Annotated in this window: 20 protein-coding genes and 1 pseudogene; all 21 read left to right on the top strand. The window is 63.6% G+C overall.

The features are described from left to right. Positions 1-114 precede the first annotated feature (114 nt). The 21 genes and pseudogenes from FPZ47_RS10460 (at position 115) to FPZ47_RS10360 (ending at position 20,648) form a co-directional block, all read left to right on the top strand. On the top strand, positions 115-990 hold the full coding sequence (locus tag FPZ47_RS10460; RefSeq protein WP_246133371.1) for a ferritin family protein: 876 nt from the start codon (positions 115-117) through the stop codon (positions 988-990). Beyond that, positions 962-1,987 (top strand): 2Fe-2S iron-sulfur cluster binding domain-containing protein, encoded by a 1,026-nt coding sequence (locus tag FPZ47_RS10455; protein WP_144950940.1) that lies wholly within the window; start codon positions 962-964, stop codon positions 1,985-1,987. Before FPZ47_RS10460 ends, FPZ47_RS10455 begins: the two co-directional genes overlap by 29 nt. An 88-nt stretch (positions 1,988-2,075) precedes the next feature. Next, complete coding sequence (locus FPZ47_RS10450) at positions 2,076-3,113, top strand: alcohol dehydrogenase catalytic domain-containing protein (RefSeq protein ID WP_168209412.1); 1,038 nt, start codon at positions 2,076-2,078, stop codon at positions 3,111-3,113. 302 nt (positions 3,114-3,415) lie between these two features. Beyond that, complete coding sequence (locus FPZ47_RS10445) at positions 3,416-4,240, top strand: alpha/beta fold hydrolase (protein WP_210419871.1); 825 nt, start codon at positions 3,416-3,418, stop codon at positions 4,238-4,240. A 96-nt stretch (positions 4,241-4,336) separates the two neighbouring features. Further along, a complete protein-coding gene (locus FPZ47_RS28895) occupies positions 4,337-4,561 on the top strand; it encodes a hypothetical protein (protein ID WP_210419870.1) in 225 nt (74 codons plus the stop codon). Between the two features lie 91 nt (positions 4,562-4,652). Next, positions 4,653-4,795, top strand: a pseudogene (locus tag FPZ47_RS10435) (IS256 family transposase); the annotation flags it as partial. A gap of 809 nt (positions 4,796-5,604) precedes the next feature. Further along, positions 5,605-6,321 carry an MlaE family ABC transporter permease gene (locus FPZ47_RS10430; RefSeq protein ID WP_144950992.1) on the top strand — a complete coding sequence of 239 codons (717 nt, stop codon included), beginning with the start codon at positions 5,605-5,607 and terminating at the stop codon, positions 6,319-6,321. A gap of 103 nt (positions 6,322-6,424) precedes the next feature. Next, entirely contained in the window at positions 6,425-7,192 is a 768-nt protein-coding gene (locus FPZ47_RS10425) for an ABC transporter permease (protein WP_425461770.1), read from the top strand. 4 nt (positions 7,193-7,196) lie between these two features. Beyond that, on the top strand, positions 7,197-8,414 hold the full coding sequence (locus FPZ47_RS10420) for an MCE family protein (protein WP_144950932.1): 1,218 nt from the start codon (positions 7,197-7,199) through the stop codon (positions 8,412-8,414). Continuing rightward, a complete protein-coding gene (locus FPZ47_RS10415; protein ID WP_144950930.1) occupies positions 8,411-9,451 on the top strand; it encodes an MCE family protein in 1,041 nt (346 codons plus the stop codon). The genes FPZ47_RS10420 and FPZ47_RS10415 overlap by 4 nt, the downstream gene beginning before the upstream one ends. Beyond that, positions 9,448-11,034 carry an MCE family protein gene (locus FPZ47_RS10410; protein ID WP_144950928.1) on the top strand — a complete coding sequence of 529 codons (1,587 nt, stop codon included), beginning with the start codon at positions 9,448-9,450 and terminating at the stop codon, positions 11,032-11,034. Before FPZ47_RS10415 ends, FPZ47_RS10410 begins: the two co-directional genes overlap by 4 nt. Further along, positions 11,031-12,623, top strand: coding sequence for an MCE family protein (locus tag FPZ47_RS10405; protein ID WP_144950926.1), 1,593 nt, complete (start codon positions 11,031-11,033; stop codon positions 12,621-12,623). Before FPZ47_RS10410 ends, FPZ47_RS10405 begins: the two co-directional genes overlap by 4 nt. After that, positions 12,620-13,807 carry an MCE family protein gene (locus FPZ47_RS10400; RefSeq protein ID WP_144950924.1) on the top strand — a complete coding sequence of 396 codons (1,188 nt, stop codon included), beginning with the start codon at positions 12,620-12,622 and terminating at the stop codon, positions 13,805-13,807. The genes FPZ47_RS10405 and FPZ47_RS10400 overlap by 4 nt, the downstream gene beginning before the upstream one ends. 3 nt (positions 13,808-13,810) lie before the next feature. After that, entirely contained in the window at positions 13,811-15,352 is a 1,542-nt protein-coding gene (locus FPZ47_RS10395; protein WP_144950922.1) for an MCE family protein, read from the top strand. Next, a complete protein-coding gene (locus FPZ47_RS10390; protein WP_246133368.1) occupies positions 15,352-15,891 on the top strand; it encodes an Mce protein in 540 nt (179 codons plus the stop codon). The genes FPZ47_RS10395 and FPZ47_RS10390 overlap by 1 nt, the downstream gene beginning before the upstream one ends. Then, positions 15,888-16,739, top strand: a complete 852-nt coding sequence (locus tag FPZ47_RS10385; protein WP_144950920.1) for an RDD family protein — start codon at positions 15,888-15,890, stop codon at positions 16,737-16,739. Before FPZ47_RS10390 ends, FPZ47_RS10385 begins: the two co-directional genes overlap by 4 nt. Before the next feature lie 80 nt (positions 16,740-16,819). Further along, entirely contained in the window at positions 16,820-17,284 is a 465-nt protein-coding gene (locus FPZ47_RS10380) for a mammalian cell entry protein (RefSeq protein WP_246133367.1), read from the top strand. Further along, positions 17,251-17,820 carry a mammalian cell entry protein gene (locus tag FPZ47_RS10375; protein WP_144950916.1) on the top strand — a complete coding sequence of 190 codons (570 nt, stop codon included), beginning with the start codon at positions 17,251-17,253 and terminating at the stop codon, positions 17,818-17,820. Before FPZ47_RS10380 ends, FPZ47_RS10375 begins: the two co-directional genes overlap by 34 nt. A gap of 16 nt (positions 17,821-17,836) precedes the next feature. Continuing rightward, on the top strand, positions 17,837-19,411 hold the full coding sequence (locus FPZ47_RS10370) for a hypothetical protein (RefSeq protein WP_144950914.1): 1,575 nt from the start codon (positions 17,837-17,839) through the stop codon (positions 19,409-19,411). Positions 19,412-19,540: 129 nt separating this feature from the next. Continuing rightward, entirely contained in the window at positions 19,541-20,299 is a 759-nt protein-coding gene (locus FPZ47_RS10365; protein WP_144950912.1) for an SCO6745 family protein, read from the top strand. A gap of 118 nt (positions 20,300-20,417) precedes the next feature. Continuing rightward, entirely contained in the window at positions 20,418-20,648 is a 231-nt protein-coding gene (locus FPZ47_RS10360) for a helix-turn-helix domain-containing protein (protein WP_144950910.1), read from the top strand. The last annotated feature ends 58 nt before the right edge of the window (positions 20,649-20,706 follow it).

Here is a 20,706-nt window from a genome sequence, read left to right as displayed (position 1 = left end):
CGGCAACGCAAAACGTGGAGCGTCTTCGGCGACGTTCGACGTAAACCCACCCCGTACGAAGCGGTCACCGGCAGTTTCCACCACCACTTCCGGAAGCAGCCGGCGCCGTTCGAGATGGACCCGCAGTGGTCGATCAATCAGTGGTACCTCAAGCACCGCGAGGGTTCTGCGCTGCAGGTCGACAACTGGGAGGACTTCCGCGATCCCGACAAGCTGACCTACAAGGACTACGTCTCTCGCCAGCATGAGCGCGAGGTGTATGTGGATGCCCTGATCGACGAGCACGAGGCTGCGGGCACTATCAACGCTCTGGACCCGGCGTGGGTCGACACCTTGCGGACGCTGTTCGTGCCGTTGCGGTTTCCGCTGCACGTGCTGCAAATGGTCAGCCTTTATGTCGGCCAGATGGCGCCGTCGTCCTACATCACCAACTGTGCGCACTTTCAGGCGGGTGACGAACTTCGCCGCATCCAGCGGATCGCCTACTGGACCAAGGTCCTGGCCAACGCTCACGGTGACGATATCGCCGAGACGGCCACGGCGCGGCACGCCTGGGAGCAGGACCCGGCTTGGCAGCCGCTGCGGAAAACCCTGGAAAACTTGCTGATCGCCTACGACTGGGGGGAGGCCTTCACCGCGCTGAACATTGTGATCAAACCCATGGTCGATGCGTTGCTCAACCAATCGTTCGGCACGTTGGCCGAGGCCAACGGCGATCGCTTCCTGGCCGCGCTGTGCACGGAGTTCGGCCACGATGCTCACCGCAGCCAGCAGTGGACCCAGGCCCTGGCTCATTACGCCGTTGAGCGCGACGCTGCATTGGCGGGTGTGTTGGACGGCTGGGTGCGTCAGTGGCAGCCGCGCGCCGACAAAGCGGTTGAGGGTTTGGCGGGCCTGTTCGCTCGGGCGCCGCAGCCGCTGGATCCCGCCGGTGTCGTTACGCGGGTGAAAGAGGCGCACGGTGAGTTCCTTGCCGGAACTTTCCACTGACGATTGCGGCGATATCGCCTCCTATGAGGTTCGGGTGGCCGGAACTGACCTGTCTTTCCGGGTCAGTTCCGGCGAACGGATACTCGCTGCTGCCCGGCGGGCGGGGGTGTGGCTTCCGTTCGAATGCGGTTGGGGTAGTTGCAGCACCTGCAAGGCGACGCTGGTCGAAGGTCAGGTCGAACTGCTTTACCCGGACGCTCCGGCGCTCGACCCGCGTGATGAGCGGCGGCGGCGGTTTTTGGCCTGCCAGTCCACGGCCTGTTCGGATCTGACCATCAAGGTGCCGCGGACCGGGCCGACCGAGGAGCGGCCCACCCGCGACTACCGCGCTGAGTTGCTGAACGCCGAAGATCTCGGGCCGGATATCCGCCGGTTCCGGTTTCGTCTTGACGCCGCCAGCCAGTATCGGCCCGGCCAACACGGCATCTTCGGACTCGGGCCCGGACTGCGGCGCTGCTACTCGATGGCCGGCTTGCCGGGCACTGACTGCGTAGAGTTCATCGCCAAGTGCTACCCGGGCCGTCCGGGCAGCACGGCCCTGTTCGGCCTGTCTGCCGGTGATCGGGTTCCGATTGAACTTCCTTATGGCGACATGTGGCTGCGGGCAAACCACCGCGACGCGGTGCTCACTGCCGGCGGTACCGGAATTTCGGCGATCATCGCCCTACTGCGTCAACTCGCCGACACCAACACCACCCGACGGGTGCATGTGTTCTACGGTGCCAACACCGAAGCCGAGCTGGTGTGCTGGGACGAACTGCAAACACTGGTCGCCCAACTGCCGTCGGCGCGGCTGTACGGTGCCGTCGCCCGCCCCGCCAGCGGATGGTCAGGCATCACCGGGTTTGTCACCGATGCGCTCGGCCCGCAACTTGCAACACTGACCGATGTCGACCACTACCTGGCGGGACCTCCGGTCATGGTCGACGCCGTGCTGGCGCTGCTGCGCGAACGCGGCACGCCGCTCGATCGAATCCACTTTGACCGCTTCGGATAAGCCGCCGGCATCACAACGAACTGTCAATCAAACAACACCGACCGAGGAGATTTACATGCGAGCAGCTGTCTATCAAGGACCGCGCACGGTGACCATCGAAAACGTTCCGGATCCGACCATCAAGGAGCCCGCCGATCTGATCGTCAAAACCAAAGTCGCCTCGATGTGCGGATCGGATCTCTACCTGTTCAACGGCGAAGTCGCCGACCTCGTTGCCCCCGGCCACACCACGCTCGGCCACGAGATCTGCGGCGAGGTAATTGAGACGGGTTCCGCGGTGACACACTTCAAGGTCGGTGACCGGGTCAGCTTCCCGTACTCGGTCAGTTGCGGGCGCTGCGAGAATTGTATCGCCGGCCAAACCGCGCACTGTCTTGTCAGCGGCGCCGCTGTCTACGGCTTCGGCACCGCCTTCGGCGATCTCGGTGGCAGCCAAGCCGAATACGTCCGGGTGCCGCTGGCTGATGGCCATCTCGAGCACGTACCCGACACCATCGCCGACGAGGCAGCGCCATTTCTGTCGTGCAACCTGCCCTCCGCCGCTATCGCCGTGCACACCGCCGCCATCGAACCGACCGACACCGTGGCCGTCGTCGGCTGCGGCCCCACCGGGCAACTGGCATTAGAGCTGGTTCGCCGGCGTACCGGCGCGACCGTGTTCGCATTAGACCCAGTGTCGTTCCGCCGGGAACGTGCCGAAAAGCTCGGCGCGAACGCCCTCGACGCCAGCCCCGACACCGCCGACGCTTCCGTGCAGACCATTCTGGACGCCACCAACGGGCTCGGCGTACACAAGGTGGTCGAGTTCGCTGGGCGTGGCGCCGGATTCGACCTGGCCGTACGGATTGCCCGCCCAGGCGCGACGATCAGCGGTGGCGGTGTCTACCTCGAGCGTGAGCACCCCGCGTCGCTGTTCGACATGTTCTTCAAGAACCTCCAGCTGCGCCTCAACGGGTTCGCCAACGTCAAAACCGCCCAGTGGCAGGCGAAGCGGCTCATCGAGTCGAAGGTGATCGACCCGACCGCAGTCGTCACCCATCGCGTCAAGCTCGACGAATTCCCGTCCGCGGCCACGCAATTCGCCGACCGTGCGCCCGGATTCTTGAAAATGCTGATCACGCCTTGATGGTGGAACAGTGGAACAGGCGATCGACCCGTAGCGCGCAACTTCGGAAGTGTGGATTCAGCACCGGACGAGCGGAGGACAATCGAAAATGGGAAGTGTTAGAACGTTGATGACACCTCCGGGATGGTCGCCATAGTGGGGTCGCGCTGGGACGAGGGACGTCACCGGTGGCGGCGGCGCTCATGTTCCCTGACACGGAACAGTTGGCCACCGACCGTCGGATCCCGGTGCGCCACCACAAGCGATCGGCGCACGGGGCTGGTTCAGGCCTGATTTGGGCCACGGGAGAAGGGCGATGACAGATGGTTGGCGAACGGCCGGAGATCGGCGAGAGCGTGGTCGCCAACGGCATCCGGACGAATTACCTCCAGGCCGGTACCGGGAAACCGGTGATTCTCGTCCACGGTTCGGGGCCGGGGGTCACGGCCTACGCGAATTGGCGGCTGACCATGCCCGACCTCGGCAAGCGCTACCGCGTGCTCGCCCCGGACATGGTCGGCTTCGGCTTCACCGAGCGGCCCGCCCACATCAGCTACGGTATCCAGACCTGGGTCGACCAGCTCGTCGGGTTCCTCGATGCCCTGTCCATCGAGCGGGCGTCGGTAGTGGGGAACAGCTTCGGTGGCGCAATTGCGCTGCGGCTTGCCACCGGACATCCCGACCGAGTGGACCGGCTGGTGCTGATGGGTAGCGTCGGTGTGCCGTTCTCGCTCACCGAGGGTCTGGACGCGACCTGGGGCTATACCCCCTCGGTGGAGAACATGCGGCGCCTGCTCGACTTGTTCGCCTATTCCCGGGAGCTGGTGACCGACGAGTTGGCGGAAGTGCGCTACCGAGCGAGTATCCAACCCGGTTTGCAGGAATCTTTCGCCGCAATGTTTCCGGCGCCCCGGCAGCGACACGTCGACGCGATGGTGACTCCCGATGAAGACATAGCCAAACTGCCGCACCAGACGCTCATCATCCACGGCCGTGACGACCGGGTAATCCCGTTGGCCACGTCGCTGCGGCTGCTCGAACTTATCGACGACTCTCAACTGCACGTCTTCGGCCTTTGCGGGCATTGGACGCAGATCGAGCACGGCGCTGAATTCAACCGGTTGGTCGATGAGTTCCTGGCGGACTGAGACAACGGCCTGCGCGAGGGCGGTCAGAAGAGTACAGGACGGTCGGTTTGGGCCGGCCGGTTCGGCGACACGGAGTTGTGAGAGGGCGAAAGGACGATGACGTTCACCGGCAAGACAACCGAGCCGACCGCGGACGCCCGGCGCCCGGGAGCCACCGACGCACCCGACCGCGACCTGTACTTGCGGATGTTTCGCACGATGGCGCTGCATAGCGCCGTCGAGGACCGGATGGTCAGCATGTACCGCCACGGTGAGCTGCTCGGCTCCCGCTACACGGGACATTGGCACGCGACTCGATTGACGTCCCCGGGCGTGGTGTAGATGGCGGCGTGTCGGTCCTGATGGTAGAGGGGCCATCGCGTGGGTCTCTGTGGTGAAAACGCCAAGTATCACTACCGAGAGGAACATCGCGATGGCCCTGGATCAGTCTGCCTTGTTGGAGGTGCTCGATGCACTGCGCAATGCCGATGCCGTTGACCGTGTTACTGAAAGCGAGCCGCTGAAACGCTCTATCAGGCACTGATCGATGCGGAATTGAGCGCGGTGATCGGTGCGAGTTGCGTCCAGGGGCCTCGGACCGCCGAGGTGGGTGGCCGGGTGGGGGTGTGGTCGTTGCGGCTGGTCGCTGGTTGAGAGGCGGTCCGAGCCCGCCCTTCGGTGTTCGCGGCCTCGCCTTGGCGCCGGTGCTGGTCAAGGCTGGTTGGGCAGAGCAGGCTTGTAGCCATGGCTGCGGTGGTGACGGTAAACGATCTGCTGGACGGGCATCTGCTGCTCGATGTGGAATGCCTTGATCGGATCTATCTGATCTGATCAGAACAGCCACGGGCAAAAAAAGGGGGGACCCGGCGACCGAGACTCGGTGGCCGCGCTTCGGGTGTTGCACGTCGAGGACTGGGCCCGGCCAACCTCAAGCCTCCGGCCGAGACACCTCATTGGCCGATCCACTCATCGGCGTTCCGCAACGCGGAACGCGGCACACGCGCCGTCAGGTCATCGCTTAGCGTTATTCCGCTCGCGTGCGTCACGAATACCGTTCATTCACAGGAAAACAACTCGCTATGGCTCTGACTGCGATGACCCTTAGATCGCGGTGTTTCGCCGAACTGGGCTTCGATGGCCGAAGGAACGGGGTATGCGTACGATATCTCGCCCCAAACCATGCCGAAGTCGCTACAGTGACTTCGCCGTCGGAGATGGCGCCGTTGGAGTTTGATGTTGGCGTTAGTTGAGCGCCAACGCGCCATAGCCGGCTACATAAATATAAATATCGTGAGGGAGCAGCGGTGACGGGTACGGTGGGTTTCGTCGGTTACGTCGGTAACCGGCTTAGCGGCCCGCTCGCACATGCCGGCGGGTTCGCGCGAATGTACGCGCTTACCGGTAAAGCCTTGTTTCGCTGGCCCCTAGAGTGGCGTGAGCTGATCCTGCAGAGCTGGTTTCTGCTGAGCGTGACGCTCTTGCCGACCATTTTGGCCGCGATACCACTGACCGTATTGTTGACGTTTACGTTGAACCTTTTGCTGGCTGAGTTCGGTGCGGCAGACGTTTCCGGAGCCGGCGCGGCAATCGGCGCCGTGACGCAATTGGGCCCGCTGACTACGGTGCTGGTGATCGCAGGGATTGGTTCCACCGCCATTTGCGCAGATCTGGGTGCGCGGACCATCCGGGAGGAGATCGACGCCCTGGAGGTGATGGGCATCGACCCCATCCGCCGCCTGGTCGTGCCCCGAGTTCTGGCAGCGACCCTGGTGGCCGGCCTGCTCAGCGGCTTGGTGACCATCGTGGGCCTGGCCGGTGGCTTCATCTTCGGTGTGTATCTCCAGCATGTGTCGGCCGGTGCGTATCTATCCACATTGACCCTGATCACCGGACTTCCCGAGGTGGTCATCGCGACGGTTAAGGCCGTGTCATTCGGACTGATCGCCGGGCTGGTCGGCTGCTACCGGGGTCTGACCGTGTCCGGCGGCCCAAAGGGCGTGGGTACGGCCGTCAACGAAACTGTGGTCTTGTGCGTGATAGCCCTTTTCGCGGTCAACGTTGTTTTGACCGCTATAGGTGTGCGATTCGGGACGGGGCACTGACATGGCCAACGCTGCAGTAATACGAACGCGTTTCCCGCGCACCGTGTCTGGACTTGACCGAGTCATCGGAGGTCCGGGTCGGGTTCTGGAAGCCTTCGGAGAGATGGTGACGTTCGCGGTGTCGAGCGTGGGCCGCATCCCGTTTACGTTGAGCCGTTACCGGGCCGAGACCGTCCGGCTCATCGCCCAGATCGGCATGGGCACCGGGGCGTTGGCCGTCGTCGGCGGGACTGTGGTGATCGTCGGTTTCGTGACACTGTCGGGGGCGTCGCTGGTGGCTATCCAGGGTTTCGCGTCGCTGGGCAACATCGGTGTCGAGGTCTTCACCGGGTTTTTCTCCGCGCTGGTCAACGTGCGCATTGCCGGCCCGGTGGTGACGGGGATCGCCCTGGCCGCCACGGTCGGCGCCGGGGCCACCGCCGAGCTGGGCGCGATGCGCATCAGCGAGGAGATCGACGCCCTGGAGGTGATGGGGATCGATTCGGTCGCGTTCCTGGCATCGACGCGGCTCATCGCCGCGATCGTGGTGATCCTGCCGCTCTACGCACTGGCGATGGTCATGGCGTTTCTGTCGCCGCAGCTCGTCACCACGGTCATCTATGGGCAATCCAGCGGCACGTACAACCACTACTTCCAGACGTTCTTGCGACCCGATGACGTGTTCTGGTCCTTCGTCGAAGCCGTCATCATCGCGGTGATCGTGATGATCACGCACTGCTACTACGGGTTCACCGCATCCGGGGGGCCGGCGGGTGTCGGTGAAAGTGTCGGTCGCTCCATGCGGTTCTCGCTGGTCGGCGTCGTGGTGGTCGCTATGTTCGCCTCGTTGGCGCTCTACGGCGTCGACCCCAACTTCAACCTCACGGTGTAGTGCCATGACGACACTGATCGGTGACACCACGTCGCGCAAGCGCATCTATCAGGCGGCCGGCGCCGTGGGCGTGGCGGTCCTCATTCTCATCGCGGCTGTGGTCTTCGTGCAGTTCACCGGTGGCTTCACGCCGAAAAAGTCGTTGACGCTGGTCGCCGACCGCGCCGGACTGCTGGTGGGTTCGGGCTCGAAGGTGACCTACAACGGGGTCGAGATCGGCCAGGTAGCAAGCATCGGCGAGACCGAATTCGACGGCAAGCCGGCCGCGAAATTCACCTTGAATGTCTCACCGAAATACTTTCCGCTGATTCCCGCCAACGTGGTCGCCACGATCAAGGCGACCACGCTGTTCGGCGGCAAATCCGTGGCGCTGGCTTCACCGACGAATCCCGGCGCGCCCATCACCAGCGCAGACATCATCGACGTGCGGTCAGTCACCACCGAGATCAACACCGTGTTTGAGACCCTCACCTCAATCGCCCAGTCGGTGGACCCGGTGAAACTCAATCTGACACTGAGTGGCATCGCCGACGCGCTGGCCGGGCAAGGGGACAAGTTCGGCACCTCGCTGACCGACGGGAACAAGATCCTCGACAACCTCAACCCGCAGATGGGTCAACTGCACCACGACATCCGAAAGCTCGCACAGGTGGCCGACGTCCTCGCCGACGCGTCTCCGGACCTGTGGAGCTTTCTGGCCAACATCACCACTACCGCACGCACACTCAACGGACAACAAAAAGAACTGGACGCGACGTTGCTGGCCGCCATCGGATTCGGCAACACCAGTGCCGATGTGCTGGAGCAAAGTCGCGCGCACCTAGTGCAGACACTGGCCGAGCTGGTTCCCACCACCGATCTGTTGGACACCTACAGTCCCGAACTGTTTTGCACCATCCGCAATTTCGCAGAGTTGGAACCGAAGGTCGCAGCCGCGGAGGGCAACGCCAACGGCTACTCGTTGAAGGGGCACAGCCTGTTGCTGGGCGGCATCAATCCCTATGTCTATCCGGACAACCTGCCCAGGGTCAACGCTCGCGGCGGCCCGGGCGGCGCCCCCGGCTGCTGGCAGAAGATCAGCCGGGATTTGTGGCCGGCGCCGGCCTTGGTGGGCGATACCGGCGCCAGCATGGTTCCCTACAACCATTTCGAGATCGGCACACCGTGGGCGACCGAATACGTGTGGGGCCGGCAAATGGGGGAGTACACGATCAACCCATGAATATCACTGCAAGCGCCATCAAACTCACCGCCGTTTCGCTGGTGTTAGTGGCTTTTACCGCCATCACCATCGTGATATTCGGCCAGCTGCGATTCGACCACACCGTCGGCTATTCCGCGGAATTCACGTCAGGCAGCGGATTACGTCCCGGCCAGTTCGTTCGAGCCTCCGGTGTCGAGGTGGGCAAAGTCAAAAACGTGCGCCTGATCGACGGCGACAGACGCGTGCGGGTGGACTTCGACGTGGACCGGGCTCTTCCGCTGTATCAGTCGACCACCGCGCATATCCGCTACGCCAACCTGATCGGTGAGCGCTACCTTGAGCTCAAGCGCGGCACCGGCGCGGACGCCGACCAGGTTTTGCCGCCGAGGGGGTTCATCCCACCGTCACGTACCGAGCCCGCGTTGGATCTGGACGCGCTGATCGGGGGTTTTCGGCCGGTGTTGCGTGCGTTGGACCCGCAGAAGGTCAACACCATCGCCGCGGCGATCATCACGGTGTTCCAGGACCAGGGCGGCACGATCAACGACATCCTCGATCAAACCGGGCGGCTGACGTCGGCTTTGGCCGACCGCGACGAGGCGATCGGTTCCGTGGTGAAAAATCTGAACACCGTGCTGGATTCCATCATCAAACACGCGGGAGAGGCCGACGCGACCGTGGTCAAACTGGAGACGCTGATCACCGGCCTGTCGAATCGGGCCGATCCGCTGGCCGCCAGCGTCGCGAACTTGAGCGACGCCACCGGTCAGCTCAATGGACTGCTGGCAGACAACCGGCCCCTGCTGCAGAAGACGGTCGCGTCGGCGCAGGGCATCCTGCAACCGCTCGTTGACAAAGCCGACCAATTGGACGACTTCGCCCATCGATTGCCGACCGCGATCAACCTGTTGGGGCGCAGCCTGGGGACCTACGGCGACTTCGTCAACTTCTACCTGTGCGACATCACGCTGACCTTGAACGGCCTGCAGCCCAACGGTCCGGTCCGCACGGTGCGGCTCTTCCAACAGCCGACGGGAAGGTGCACACCGCAATGAGGGCGCTCGAACCGGCGAACCGGGTCCGCACCGGGATCATGGCCGTCATCGTGGTGGTGCTCGCCACCGCGGTGGGCCAAAGCTTCACCAGTGTGCCGATGCTTGCCGCCCAGCCTCGTTATTACGGCGATTTCAAGGATTCGGGCGGGTTGCATGTCGGCGACAAGGTGCATCTCACCGGCGTCGAGGTCGGTAAGGTACAGGAATTGAAAATCGCCACCGGCCATGTGGTGATCGCGTTCACGACGGGCGCCCACGCCATCGGCACCAAAAGCCGCCTGTCGATCCGCACCGACACCATCCTGGGCAGGAAGGTGCTGGAAATCGAGCCGGGCGGCGGCCCACGGTTACGCCCCGGGGGTAGGCTGGGCCTGAGTCAAACCAGCAGCCCCTACCAGATCTACGACGCGTTCCGCGACGCTACCAAGGCGGCGTCCGGCTGGGATGTCGAGACCGTGAAGCAGTCGCTGAAGGTGCTGATCCAGACGGTTGATCAGACCTACCCGCACTTGAGCGCCGCGCTCAACGGGGTGCAACGATTCGCCGACACCATCGGCAAGCGCGACGAGCGGGTTCAGCATCTTCTCGGCGAGACTAGCAAGGTGGCCGGCGTGCTCGGCGTCCACGGAGAGCAGATCAACCGGCTGCTGGTCAACGCGCAGACCCTGCTGGCCGCCATCAACCAGCGACAACAGGCGGTGGCTGCGCTGCTGGGCAACATCGAAACGGTCTCGGCGCAGGTCCAGGGCCTGATCAACGACAATCCCAACCTCAACGCCGTGTTGAAGCAGGTCAACGTGGTCAGCGATGTGCTGGTGAAGCGCAAGGACGACCTGACCGCCACCGTGCGCGAACTGGGCGGATTCGTCGCAGGACTGTCCGAACTCGTCTCGTCGGGGCCCTACTTCAAGGTGGCCCTCTTCAATCTCTTCCCCTACCAGATCATTCAGCCATGGGTGGACGCAGCGTTTAAGAAGCGTGGCATCGACCCCGAGGACTTCTGGCGCAGCGCGGGCCTGCCCGCATTCCGGTTCCCCGACCCCAACGGCACCCGGTTCCCCAACGGCGCGCCACCGCCGGCGCCGCCGGTGTTGGAGGGCACCCCGGACCATCCCGGTCCCGCGGTGGCACCGGGCTCGCCGTGTTCCTACACACCGACCCCGGAGTTACTGCCACGACCGGGCAACCCGATGCCGTGCGCAGGTGTCGACCAAAACCTGGGCCCGTTCGGGCTCAGTGGGCCCTACCCGGCGCTGACCGACGTGCAGTCATCGGCACCGAACCCCAACGGTTTACCGCCCACACCCGGGATCAACATCGCCGGGCGGCCGGGTGACCCGCCGCCGGACTTGCCGGGCACCCCGGTGCCGCTGCCGCGGAACGCACCGCCGGGAGCGCGCACCGAAAACCTGGCGCCGGCTGGTCCGACACCGCCGCCGTCGACGTTCGCGCCGGCCCTGCCGCCCGGGCCCCCGGCCCCACCCGGGCCCGGTCCCCAGCTGCCGGTCCCATTGATTCCGCCGGGCGTATTCGGCAGCCAGCCCGGCGGCGGAGGCGGAAGCTTGGAAGGTAATGGCCGATGACCAGCTTCTTCGATGTCCGCCGGGTGAGGAACTTGCACCCGAAACCAGTCGTCGTCGCGGCGCTGGCCGTGGCATTAGCCCTGGTCGCCGCCGTCGTGGTGCGGCAGCTCTACCGCAATTTGACCACCAACACGGTCGTCGCCTACTTCGCGCAGACCACCGCCCTCTATCCCGGCGACCAGGTGACGATCATGGGCGTGCCGGCCGGGTCGGTCGACCAGGTCGAGCCGGCCGGCGACAAGATGAAAGTGGTCTTTCACTACCAGAACAAGTACAAGGTGCCCGCCGACGTCAACGCGGTGATTGTCAACCCCACGCTGGTGGCGTCACGCAACATCCAATTAGAACCTCCATACGAGGGCGGCCCGGTGCTCACGAACAACACGGTGATCCCGCTGGCACGTACGCAAGTTCCGGTGGAGTGGGACGAGCTGCGCGACAACATCGCCAAGACGGTCACCGCGCTGGGACCCACACCGAAAAATCCCAAGGGGCCGTTCGGCGACACCATCGAAGCTTTCGCCGACGGCCTGGCCGGCAAGGGCGACGAAATCAACAAATCGCTGAATAGCCTGTCGGTGGCATTTTCAGCGCTCAACGAGAGCCGCGGTGAAACGTTCGCGGTGCTGCGCGGCCTGGCCACCTTCCTCAGCGCGCTGCGCATCAACGAGCAGCAGCTGGTCTCGCTGAACACCAACCTGGCTCAGCTCACCGCTGCTTTAACCCCGACCGACCACGAAGTCGCGGACGCGGTGACCCAGCTCAACACTTTGCTGCCGGTACTGCGCAAATTCCTCGCCGACAACGGCCCGGTGGCGGTCCGCGACGTCAACAACCTGTCCGCGGCAACGACCCCGCTGACACAGCCCGATACCACGAACGATTTGGAGACGATCCTGCACGTGTATCCGACGCTGCTGTCCAACGTCAACAATGACTACCACCCCAGCCACGCAGCCTTTGCTGCCATCCCCGCTATCGTCAACTTCGCCAACCCGCTGGAGTTCATCTGCAGCTCGATTCAGGCTAGCAGCCGACTCGGGTATCAGGATTCAGCCGAGCTGTGCGCGCAGTATCTGACGCCGATCCTGGACGCGATCAAATTCAACTACCTGCCGTTCGGCCTCATGCCGTTCAGCACCGGTGAGACACTGCCCAAAGAGGTTGCCTATTCCGAACCGCGGCTGCAGCCGCCGCCCGGCTATAAAGACACCACCGTGCCCGGGATATTTTCACCGGACACCCCGCTGTCCCACGGCAACTTCGAGGCCGGCTGGATCGCGGCACCCGGGATGCAAGGCGTGCAACCCAGCCCCGCCACCCGCAATTTGCTGACCGCTGAATCGCTAGGCGAACTGATGGGCGGTCCGGACGGCCCGCCGGTGCAATCCACTTTGCAAACCCCACCAGGGCCGCCGAACGCCTACAACGAGTACCCCGTGGTGCCGCCGATCGGTATGCCGGCCGCGCAAGTGCCGATAGCCCCACCGCCGCCCGCGCCGGACGTGGTACCAGGGCCGGTGGCGCCCACGCCGGCGCCGGTCGCGGCGCTGCTTCCCGCTGAGGCACCCCCTGGAGGCGGTCAATGAGCATAGACATCGAGCCAGGGCGCGACGCGGGCGTGGTTGGCCGAATCCGGCAACGCGCCGGGCGTGGGTTGGTTGCGCTGGTCTTCGCGCTTTCCGTGAGTTCGTGCGCGCAGTGGCAGGGCATCTCCAACCTGCCGATCCCGGGGGGACCGGGCTCTGGCCCGGGCTCCTACACCGTCTATGTACAAATGCCCGACACGCTGGCTCTCACCACCAACAGCAAGGTGCTGGTCGCCGACGTCTACGTGGGCCGGGTCCGAGCGATCACGATGAAGAATTGGGTGGCCGTCGTGACGCTCGAGTTGCAGAAGGGTGTGCGCCTGCCGCGAAACGCCACGGCCAAGATCGGCCAAACCAGCTTATTGGGCACCCAACATATCGAGCTGGCTCCGCCAGCGGACAATCCGTCGCCGCAACCGTTGAAAAATGGCGACACCATCGATGTGAAGAACTCCTCGGCATTTCCTACCACCGAACAGACTCTGGCCAGCATCGCGATGGTGCTCAGAGGTGGAGCCGTGGCGAATCTGGAAGTCATCCAAAACGAGGCCTACAACATCTTGAATGGCCGCGCCGACCAGATCCGTGCTCTGCTGGGCAAGCTGGACACCTTCACGGCCAAGCTGGAGCAGCAAGTCGGTGATATCACCCATGCGATCGATTCGGCGGACCGGATCTTGGCGATGGCCGCCGAGCACAACGACACCTTGAACCGGGCGCTGACGGACCTGCCGCCGCTGGTCATCTACCTGGCGAATTCCCGCACACGGGTCACCGACGCCGTCGAGGCGCTGGGTCGGTTCAGCGACGTCACGCGGAAAACGGTGCAGCCGGCGCGAACCAGCCTGCACCGCGACCTGATCTCCCTGCAACGGCCGCTTACCCAGCTCGTCCGGGCGGCGCCGTATGTGGTGCCGGCACTGCCGCTGCTCTTTACCGCACCGTTTGACATAAACGCCATCCCGAAGTCTTTCCGGGGCGACTACTGGAACCTCTCACTGAATCTCGACCTGACACTCAGTTCCCTCGACAACGGTTTGCTCACCGGAACCGGCTTCTCGGGGCTGTTACGGGCCCTCGAGCAATCCTGGGGCCGCAATCCCAACACCATGATTCCCGATGTCCGCTATACGTCGAATCCGAACGACGCCCCGGACGGGCCCCTGGTGGAAAGGGGGCAGTGAGCCGTGATCACCTCCTTCGTCAAAAAACAGCTCCTGGTGTTTGCGATTCTGACGGCGGTTGCGACCGTGGTCTTAGGCGGGTATTACCTGCATCTGCCGGCTACCTTGGGTCTCGGCCATTACACCTTGAAGGCGGACCTACCGTCCTCTGGAGGCCTATACCGCACGGCCAACGTGACCTACCGGGGCGCCACAATCGGGAAAGTGACCGAGGTGGTGCCGACGAGAACCGGTGTCGAAGCGACGATGAGTATCGCCGACCGCTACAAGGTTCCGGTCGACGCGACCGCCAACGTGCACTCGGTGTCAGCGATCGGCGAACAATATCTGGATCTGGTATCGACCGGCAACCCGGGCAAGTTCTTCTCCCCGGGCCAGATCATCACCGTGGGCACGGTGCCCGCCGAGATCGGGACAGCGCTGGACGCGGTGCAGCGCGGCCTGGCGGCACTGCCGAAAAAAAAGATCGCCCAGCTGCTCGACGAGACGTCACGGGCCTTCGGCGGCCTCGGACCGGCTTTGCACCGATTTGTCGACTCGACGCAGGCCCTCGCCGGCGACCTGGCGGCCAACAAGTCCGACATCAACGCCATCATCGCCAATTCGACGCTGCTGGAGAGCACAGCCGCATCCGGGCCAGACATCAGGCGCTGGGTGCACAACCTCAACACCGTGGCCATTCAGACTGCCCGGGTTGATCCGCAGCTGAAGAGCATATTGACCAATGCGCCCCCGACCCTGGACGCCGCCACCACCGTGGTCAGCGGCGTCCGCGAATCGCTGCCACAGACCCTGGCTAATCTCGACGTCATCTCCGGGCTGTTGCTGCGCTACCACAAAGGCGTCGAGCAAGTGCTGGTGCTGCTGCCCCAAAACGCCGCGATCGGCCAAGCGACGACACTGAATTTTCCCGGCGAAGTCAGCCTCGACCTCGCCTTGGCCATCAACCAGGCACCTCCCTGCCTGACCGGTTTTCTGCCCGCTTCCCAGTGGCGGTCTCCGGCCGACACCAGCATCGAGCCGCTGCCGTCGGGCTTTTACTGCAAGATTCCGCAGGAGTTCCAAGGCAACGCAGTGCGCGGCGCCCGCAACCTACCCTGCGTCGACGTTCCGGGCAAGCGGGGCGCTGCACCGCAAGAATGCCGCAGCACCAAACCCTACGTCCCGCTGGGCACCAACCCCTGGTACGGCGATCCCAATCAGATCCGCAACTGTCCGGCACCGGGAGCGCGCTGCGATCAACCGGTGAAACCGGGCCAGGTGATTCAGGCGCCAACCGTCGACAACGGGTTGAACCCGGCACCCGCCGATCGGATCGCCGGGACCCCACCGCCCATCAGCGATCCGCTGTCACGGCCCGGAACGGGCACCGCGGAATGCAACGGACAACAGCCCAACCCGTGCGTCTACACACCGAGCCCATCACCGCTGGCGTTCACTCCCCAATCCGGTGAAGTCAGCGGACCCGACGGCGTGCGGTACTCCGTCCAGAACTCAATCTCAGGAGACGACGGATGGAAGACGATGCTGGCACCGGCGGGCTGATGGCCGCCGCGGCTCCTGCGGTGACCGCGCGTGCCGAATCAGCGCAGTGGCGACGACGATGGCTGGTCGTCGTCGTGACGGTGCTGATGTTGTCGGCCGGTGGCATCGGGGTGGGCGACTACCTGATGTTGCGGGCCCACCGGAGCAATCAGGCCGTTGCCGATGCCGACGCTGCGGCGGTGGCGGCCGCCAAGGATTGTGTGGCAGCTACTCAGCCCGCGGATGTCGGCGCGCTGCCTGCTATCCAACGCAAACTGGACGAATGCGCTACCGGGGACTTCAAGACCCAAGCTGCGTGGTACAGCGCCATTGTGTCCGAGGCCTACCAGGCGCAGAACATCCATGTCCGACTACCGGAGATGGACGCCGGGGTCGAGCACACCAATGCCGATGGCTCCATCGTCGCATTGGTGGTGTTCCGCGCCACGATATCTCAAGGCGGCCTGCCCGATCGTGACAGCAACTACCGGATCAGGGTGAAGATGGTCCGCCAGGACGGACAATTCAAAATCGCCCAGCTCGACCAGGTGGCCAAGTGACGAGGAGCTGCACCGACCCGCAGATCTGCGCGGCATTGGGTGAAGCGGTGTTGGCGCCATGGCGTTCGCGGGCCGGCGCGCTAGCCGTCGACATCGTAGCCGGTGCGGCGGTTTTGACGACGACGAAGCTGGCGGCGTTGGCGTTGCCGCTGCACGGCCGATGGTGGTGGGTATGCGTCCTACTCGGCGCGGTCGCGATCCTCCTATCGGCCGTCAACTGGCTTGCTTTCGGTGGGCAAAGCCTCGGACGGGCTATTTTCGGGATCACGATCATGCACCGCGGGACCTGCCCGGTCGGGCCGTGGCGGCTTTTGCTGCGGGATCTGGCTCTTCGGCACCGCTCGGATCACAACCTGCGCCGCATCACCGGGGCGGTAACACTGAGCGCTGCCGCTCTGTGCGCGACCGATGCGACGATCACCGATACCGCTGTGCGCCATCATGATCAACAGCTCACCGGCGCCAGCGCACAGATCGCCGCGATCGGCCCACGGATGGTGGAGCAGATGCTCAGCTACTGCCCGGAGACCGTGGAAAACGACTTCACCCGGGCCCGGACTCTGGCCAGCGACGACTACCGCAGCGAATTGGCCGCCCAGCAGCTGGCGGCATTGAAAGCGGGCCCGGTGCGCAACGAATACCGGGTGACCAACAGTTCGGTGCTCAGCGCGGAGTCCGGTCGCGCCGTCATGCTGCTCTTCTTGCGCGCTGTGCGCGGTACCCCGCCCGACCAGCGCTATATTGCGACTGCGGTCCGGGTGAACTTCGTCAGGTCGGGCGGTGCGCAATGGCGCGTCGACCACCTTACTGTCGTGGCCGAACCGCGCCCGGTCGGAGCGACACCATGAGCCCGCGGCGCCAACTCGTTCGGGGTGCGCGGCCGGCATCTGGACCCGCGGTTCCCGCGCGACGCCGGGGATTGTTGTTCGTGATCATAGTGTCGGCGGCCGTTGCCGCAGCCTCGATTGCCCTGTGCGGGCTTGACCTGAAATCACACGAAGCACTGCGCCAGACGATGATCAAAAACGCTGCCGCGCTCAGTTACGTTCGGTCTTTCATGACGGAATTCACCTCACCGGATCCGGATCATACCCAGGTTTACACGGCTCGCATTCTGGCCCAAGCGACCGGTGATTTCGCCGAACAGTACCGCCTTAACCAAAACACGATATTGCGTCAATTGGCCGAAATCGAACCGACCACGGGCACCATTCTCGATGCCGGGGTCGCAAGACACAACGATAATGGCGGCATCGAGGTGCTGGTGACCACCAAACTCACGTCGAAATCCCCAGATGGCCGACTGCAGGCTGAGCGAACTAGCTGCTGGGTGGTAACGGTTAAACAGGAAGGGGCGCGGTGGAAGATCAGCAATATAAATCCGATGATCTGATGGATGCCCACGCGCCTCGGCGGCTCGACAACTGGCTGGCGGTGGTGGCAGTCGCAGCGATAGCGCTGTTTGTGGGCCTGGCGGCGTTCGCCGGTGCTGTTTGCCAGCCTTATCTGGCCGATCGCGCGACAGCGGCTAACGCAAGGAAAGTAGCGCGTACCGCAGCGGCGGCGGTCACCATGTTGTGGACTTATACGCCCGAGACGATCGATTCGCTGCCCGACCGTGCGGGTCAGTATCTCGGTGGTGACTTCCGCGCGCAATACCGAAAATTCCTTCAAGCGGCGATCATGCCCACCAAGCAGGCGCAGTTGACTAACAAAGCAGACGTCGTCGGAGTGGCCGTCGAATCTTTAAAAGGCCCTGATGCCGTTGCACTGGTGTTGATCAACACAACGGCGACGAGCCCGCTCATGAACAACATTCCTTCGCTGAGACATGTGGGATACCGACTAGCAATGAAGCAACAACGTTCGCACTGGTTGGTGACGGCGATCACGACCATCAGTTTTTTGGATTTGACACCCAAGACGTAGGACCGCGGAGGCTGATATGAGACAGAAAAAACTGCCACTCGCCTGGGCGGGGGTAGCCCTGCTCGGGGTTATTGTGGTCATCTTGGTGGTGTCCTGGCAGTTGTTTCCCAGGCTGTTCGCCGCGCAAGCGATGGTCGACGACCTAAACCCGGCGTTCCCCCCCGACCGGGTCAAAGGTGACCGCGGTGGAATCGAGATGGTCTCTGCCGCCGTCGACCTCGGCGACGCCGCGATGTATCCGGGCCGTGCGGAAGTCGAGTGGCCCAAGCTCATCGACTTCATCGCCCAGCAGACCGGACGTTCCACGACCGACACAAAGGTGATGCTGCACAAGGACTACCCGTATATCTACGGATTCCTGTCCTCGATGCCGCTCAGCGAAGTCAGTGCCGAGCTCACCAAGATCGTCCACTACCTGGGAACTGTCTTGTTCATGACCCCAGACCAGGTGAACCACATGCTGCAGACCGATTACCCGGCGATCTACCAGGTAACCGTCAATCTGCCGAAACTGGTAGCCGGCTGGGATGACATCCCGGGCACCGAGAAGCTGACCACCTTCAACGGCACGCCCGTGCGCACGATGCCAGAGTTGAGGGACTACCTCAGCAAAGAGGTGGTGGCCCCGGTCGAGCGTCAGCAGGCGAACTTTCGGCCATTGGGCACTCGCTTTGGCGTTGCCTACATAGCTCCCCTGCTACTGGCGCTGGGCATCGTGGTGTTCTTGTTCGGCACCATGATGGTGGTGGTGACATGGCGGGGAGTGCCCGAAAATAAGCTCAAGTCCGCCTGGGTGGTGGTCCCGGTGATCGGTGTCGTGGTGGTCTTGCTGGTCCTCGGGATAAATGCGTTTCCGCGGTTCAGCGGCGGACAGACATTGCTCAACGACACCCGCTCGGTGTTCGCGTTGGATCGCATCCAAGGTGATCGCGCCGGGGTCGAATTCGTCTCGGTCTACGTCAACGCTCTGGGAGGGGCCGTTCTGCCGGACGGCGGCGTGGCCGAGGAGTACCCCAAACTGTATGAGCGCGTCGCGAAAGACGTGGGTGTTCCCGTACACGTCGTCAGCGACCTGGTCCATCTGGACTTCCCCCACGCGGCCGCACTGCTGGACGGGGTGCCGTTCTCGGCCTCGACTGCCGACGCTACAAAATTGGTCGATCACCTGGCTTCCGAGGCACACTTGACCTCCACCCAGATGTGGAACACCGTGCGGGCAAAATTCCCGAAGATCTACCAAGTACTTACCAGTCTGCGCACTGTCACCAACGGCTGGAAGGAGGCGCCAGGAACCGAAGGGCTGACCCGCTTCGACGGTACACCCGCTCGTTCTGTCCCATTGATCAGGGATTACTTCCTCGGTGATGTCATCCCCGCACTGGAACGGCAGCAGAGAGACTTCGTGATCGTCGACACCAACTGGCCGCCGCTTCCGGTATTCGCGCCGTTGCTCACGGCCCTCGGGGTAGCAGTGGTCGGCTACGGCTTTCTGCTGCGCAGCTTGACCATGAAACAACTTCGACGACAAAGCGAATCGCCGAGCCCGCCCGAATCGGCACCCGAAGTACCGGTCCCGGTGGATGTCAGCTGAACGCGCTAAATCCGTTGCCGCACCGTGACTGTAAAAACATAGGTCGTGTTAGTTAGCGTAAGCAGTGGTCAAGATTCGTGCACACGATCGACAACCGCTCTAACCACAACCCAACGAAGGGGATTCACTATGAGTGACAACGACATGCTCGACGCCGCCCGTGGCGCGGGTCCGGCCATCGAGCAAGTGGTCGCAGTGTTCATGCTGCATCCGGAAACTTTCGAGAAAAGCATCGCCGCCGGCTACGAGGACCCGTTCGCGGGTTACGTGGCCGGCCGCGGCGGTGTGCTCGGTGAGGCCACCGGCGCGACAGTCGGTGCGGTGTTTGCCGTATTCGAACCCGGCTTCCTTGCCGGCTTGTGGGACAAAGGCGTTACGGTACGCGGCGCAGCCGGCGCAGCCAAGGTGTATTGGGACCAAGCTGCAGATTTCGCCCGCAAGTACTTGACTAGTGCCGAAGGATTGGACCGCATCGCTGCGTTGGGAGAGAAGGTCATCGCAACAACGCCGTTTGCGGGCCTGCCACTGTACGCGGCCTGGCGCACTATGCCGCTGGCCGATGATGCCGCCGCGAGGACGATGCAGGTGATGTTCATCTTGCGGGAGCTGTGGGGCGGTATGCACGTGAGTGCTCTCACCGTCTCCGGCGTCAGCCCTGTTGAGGCGCACATGCTCAACAAAGGACCCGAATATACCAAGATGTTCGGCTGGCCGGAACCTTTCGCTGACGGTGCGGACAAAAAGGACCGCTACGCCGAGGCCTGCCAAGCCACCGATCGGCGGATGGCCGAGATTTTGGCGGCTGCGCTCGATCACGGTGAGGCGGCGGAACTGGCTCGCTTGAGCTCCGCCGCGCTGGCGTCACTCAAGGCGAACGTTCCAGGCTGAACCCACTGGCAGCAACGAAAACATCACCGGGAGCGCCATTATTAAGACGTGCATAAATAGGGTGACACGCTGATGGTCATGCTGGCATGGCGGCGATGTGTCAGGTTGACTTATTCCCGTGCGGGACAACGACGGCCGGAAAATCGATCATGCCACGCTGGAAGTACTGCGGATGCAGGCGGTGGATCGAATCGCTGCGGGTGCATCCCCGGCCGAGGTCGCGCAAACGCTTGGTTTGCACCGTGGTTCGGTGTATCGATGGTGGGCCAAACACAGGCAGGGCGGCAAGGAGGCCTTGACGGCCAAGCCGGTGCCTGGCCGGCCCGCCACCTTACTAAGGCGATCGTAAGTAAGTCGAGTCACGCCGCGATGTAGGCCAAATTCGGGTCACGGAAAAATCCCTGGAC

Source organism: Mycobacterium helveticum, assembly GCF_007714205.1.
In the GTDB taxonomy this organism is placed as follows: domain Bacteria; phylum Actinomycetota; class Actinomycetes; order Mycobacteriales; family Mycobacteriaceae; genus Mycobacterium; species Mycobacterium helveticum.
The sequence above is the reverse complement of the archived record's forward strand: the minus strand, read 5'-3'. Positions and strand labels throughout refer to the sequence as shown.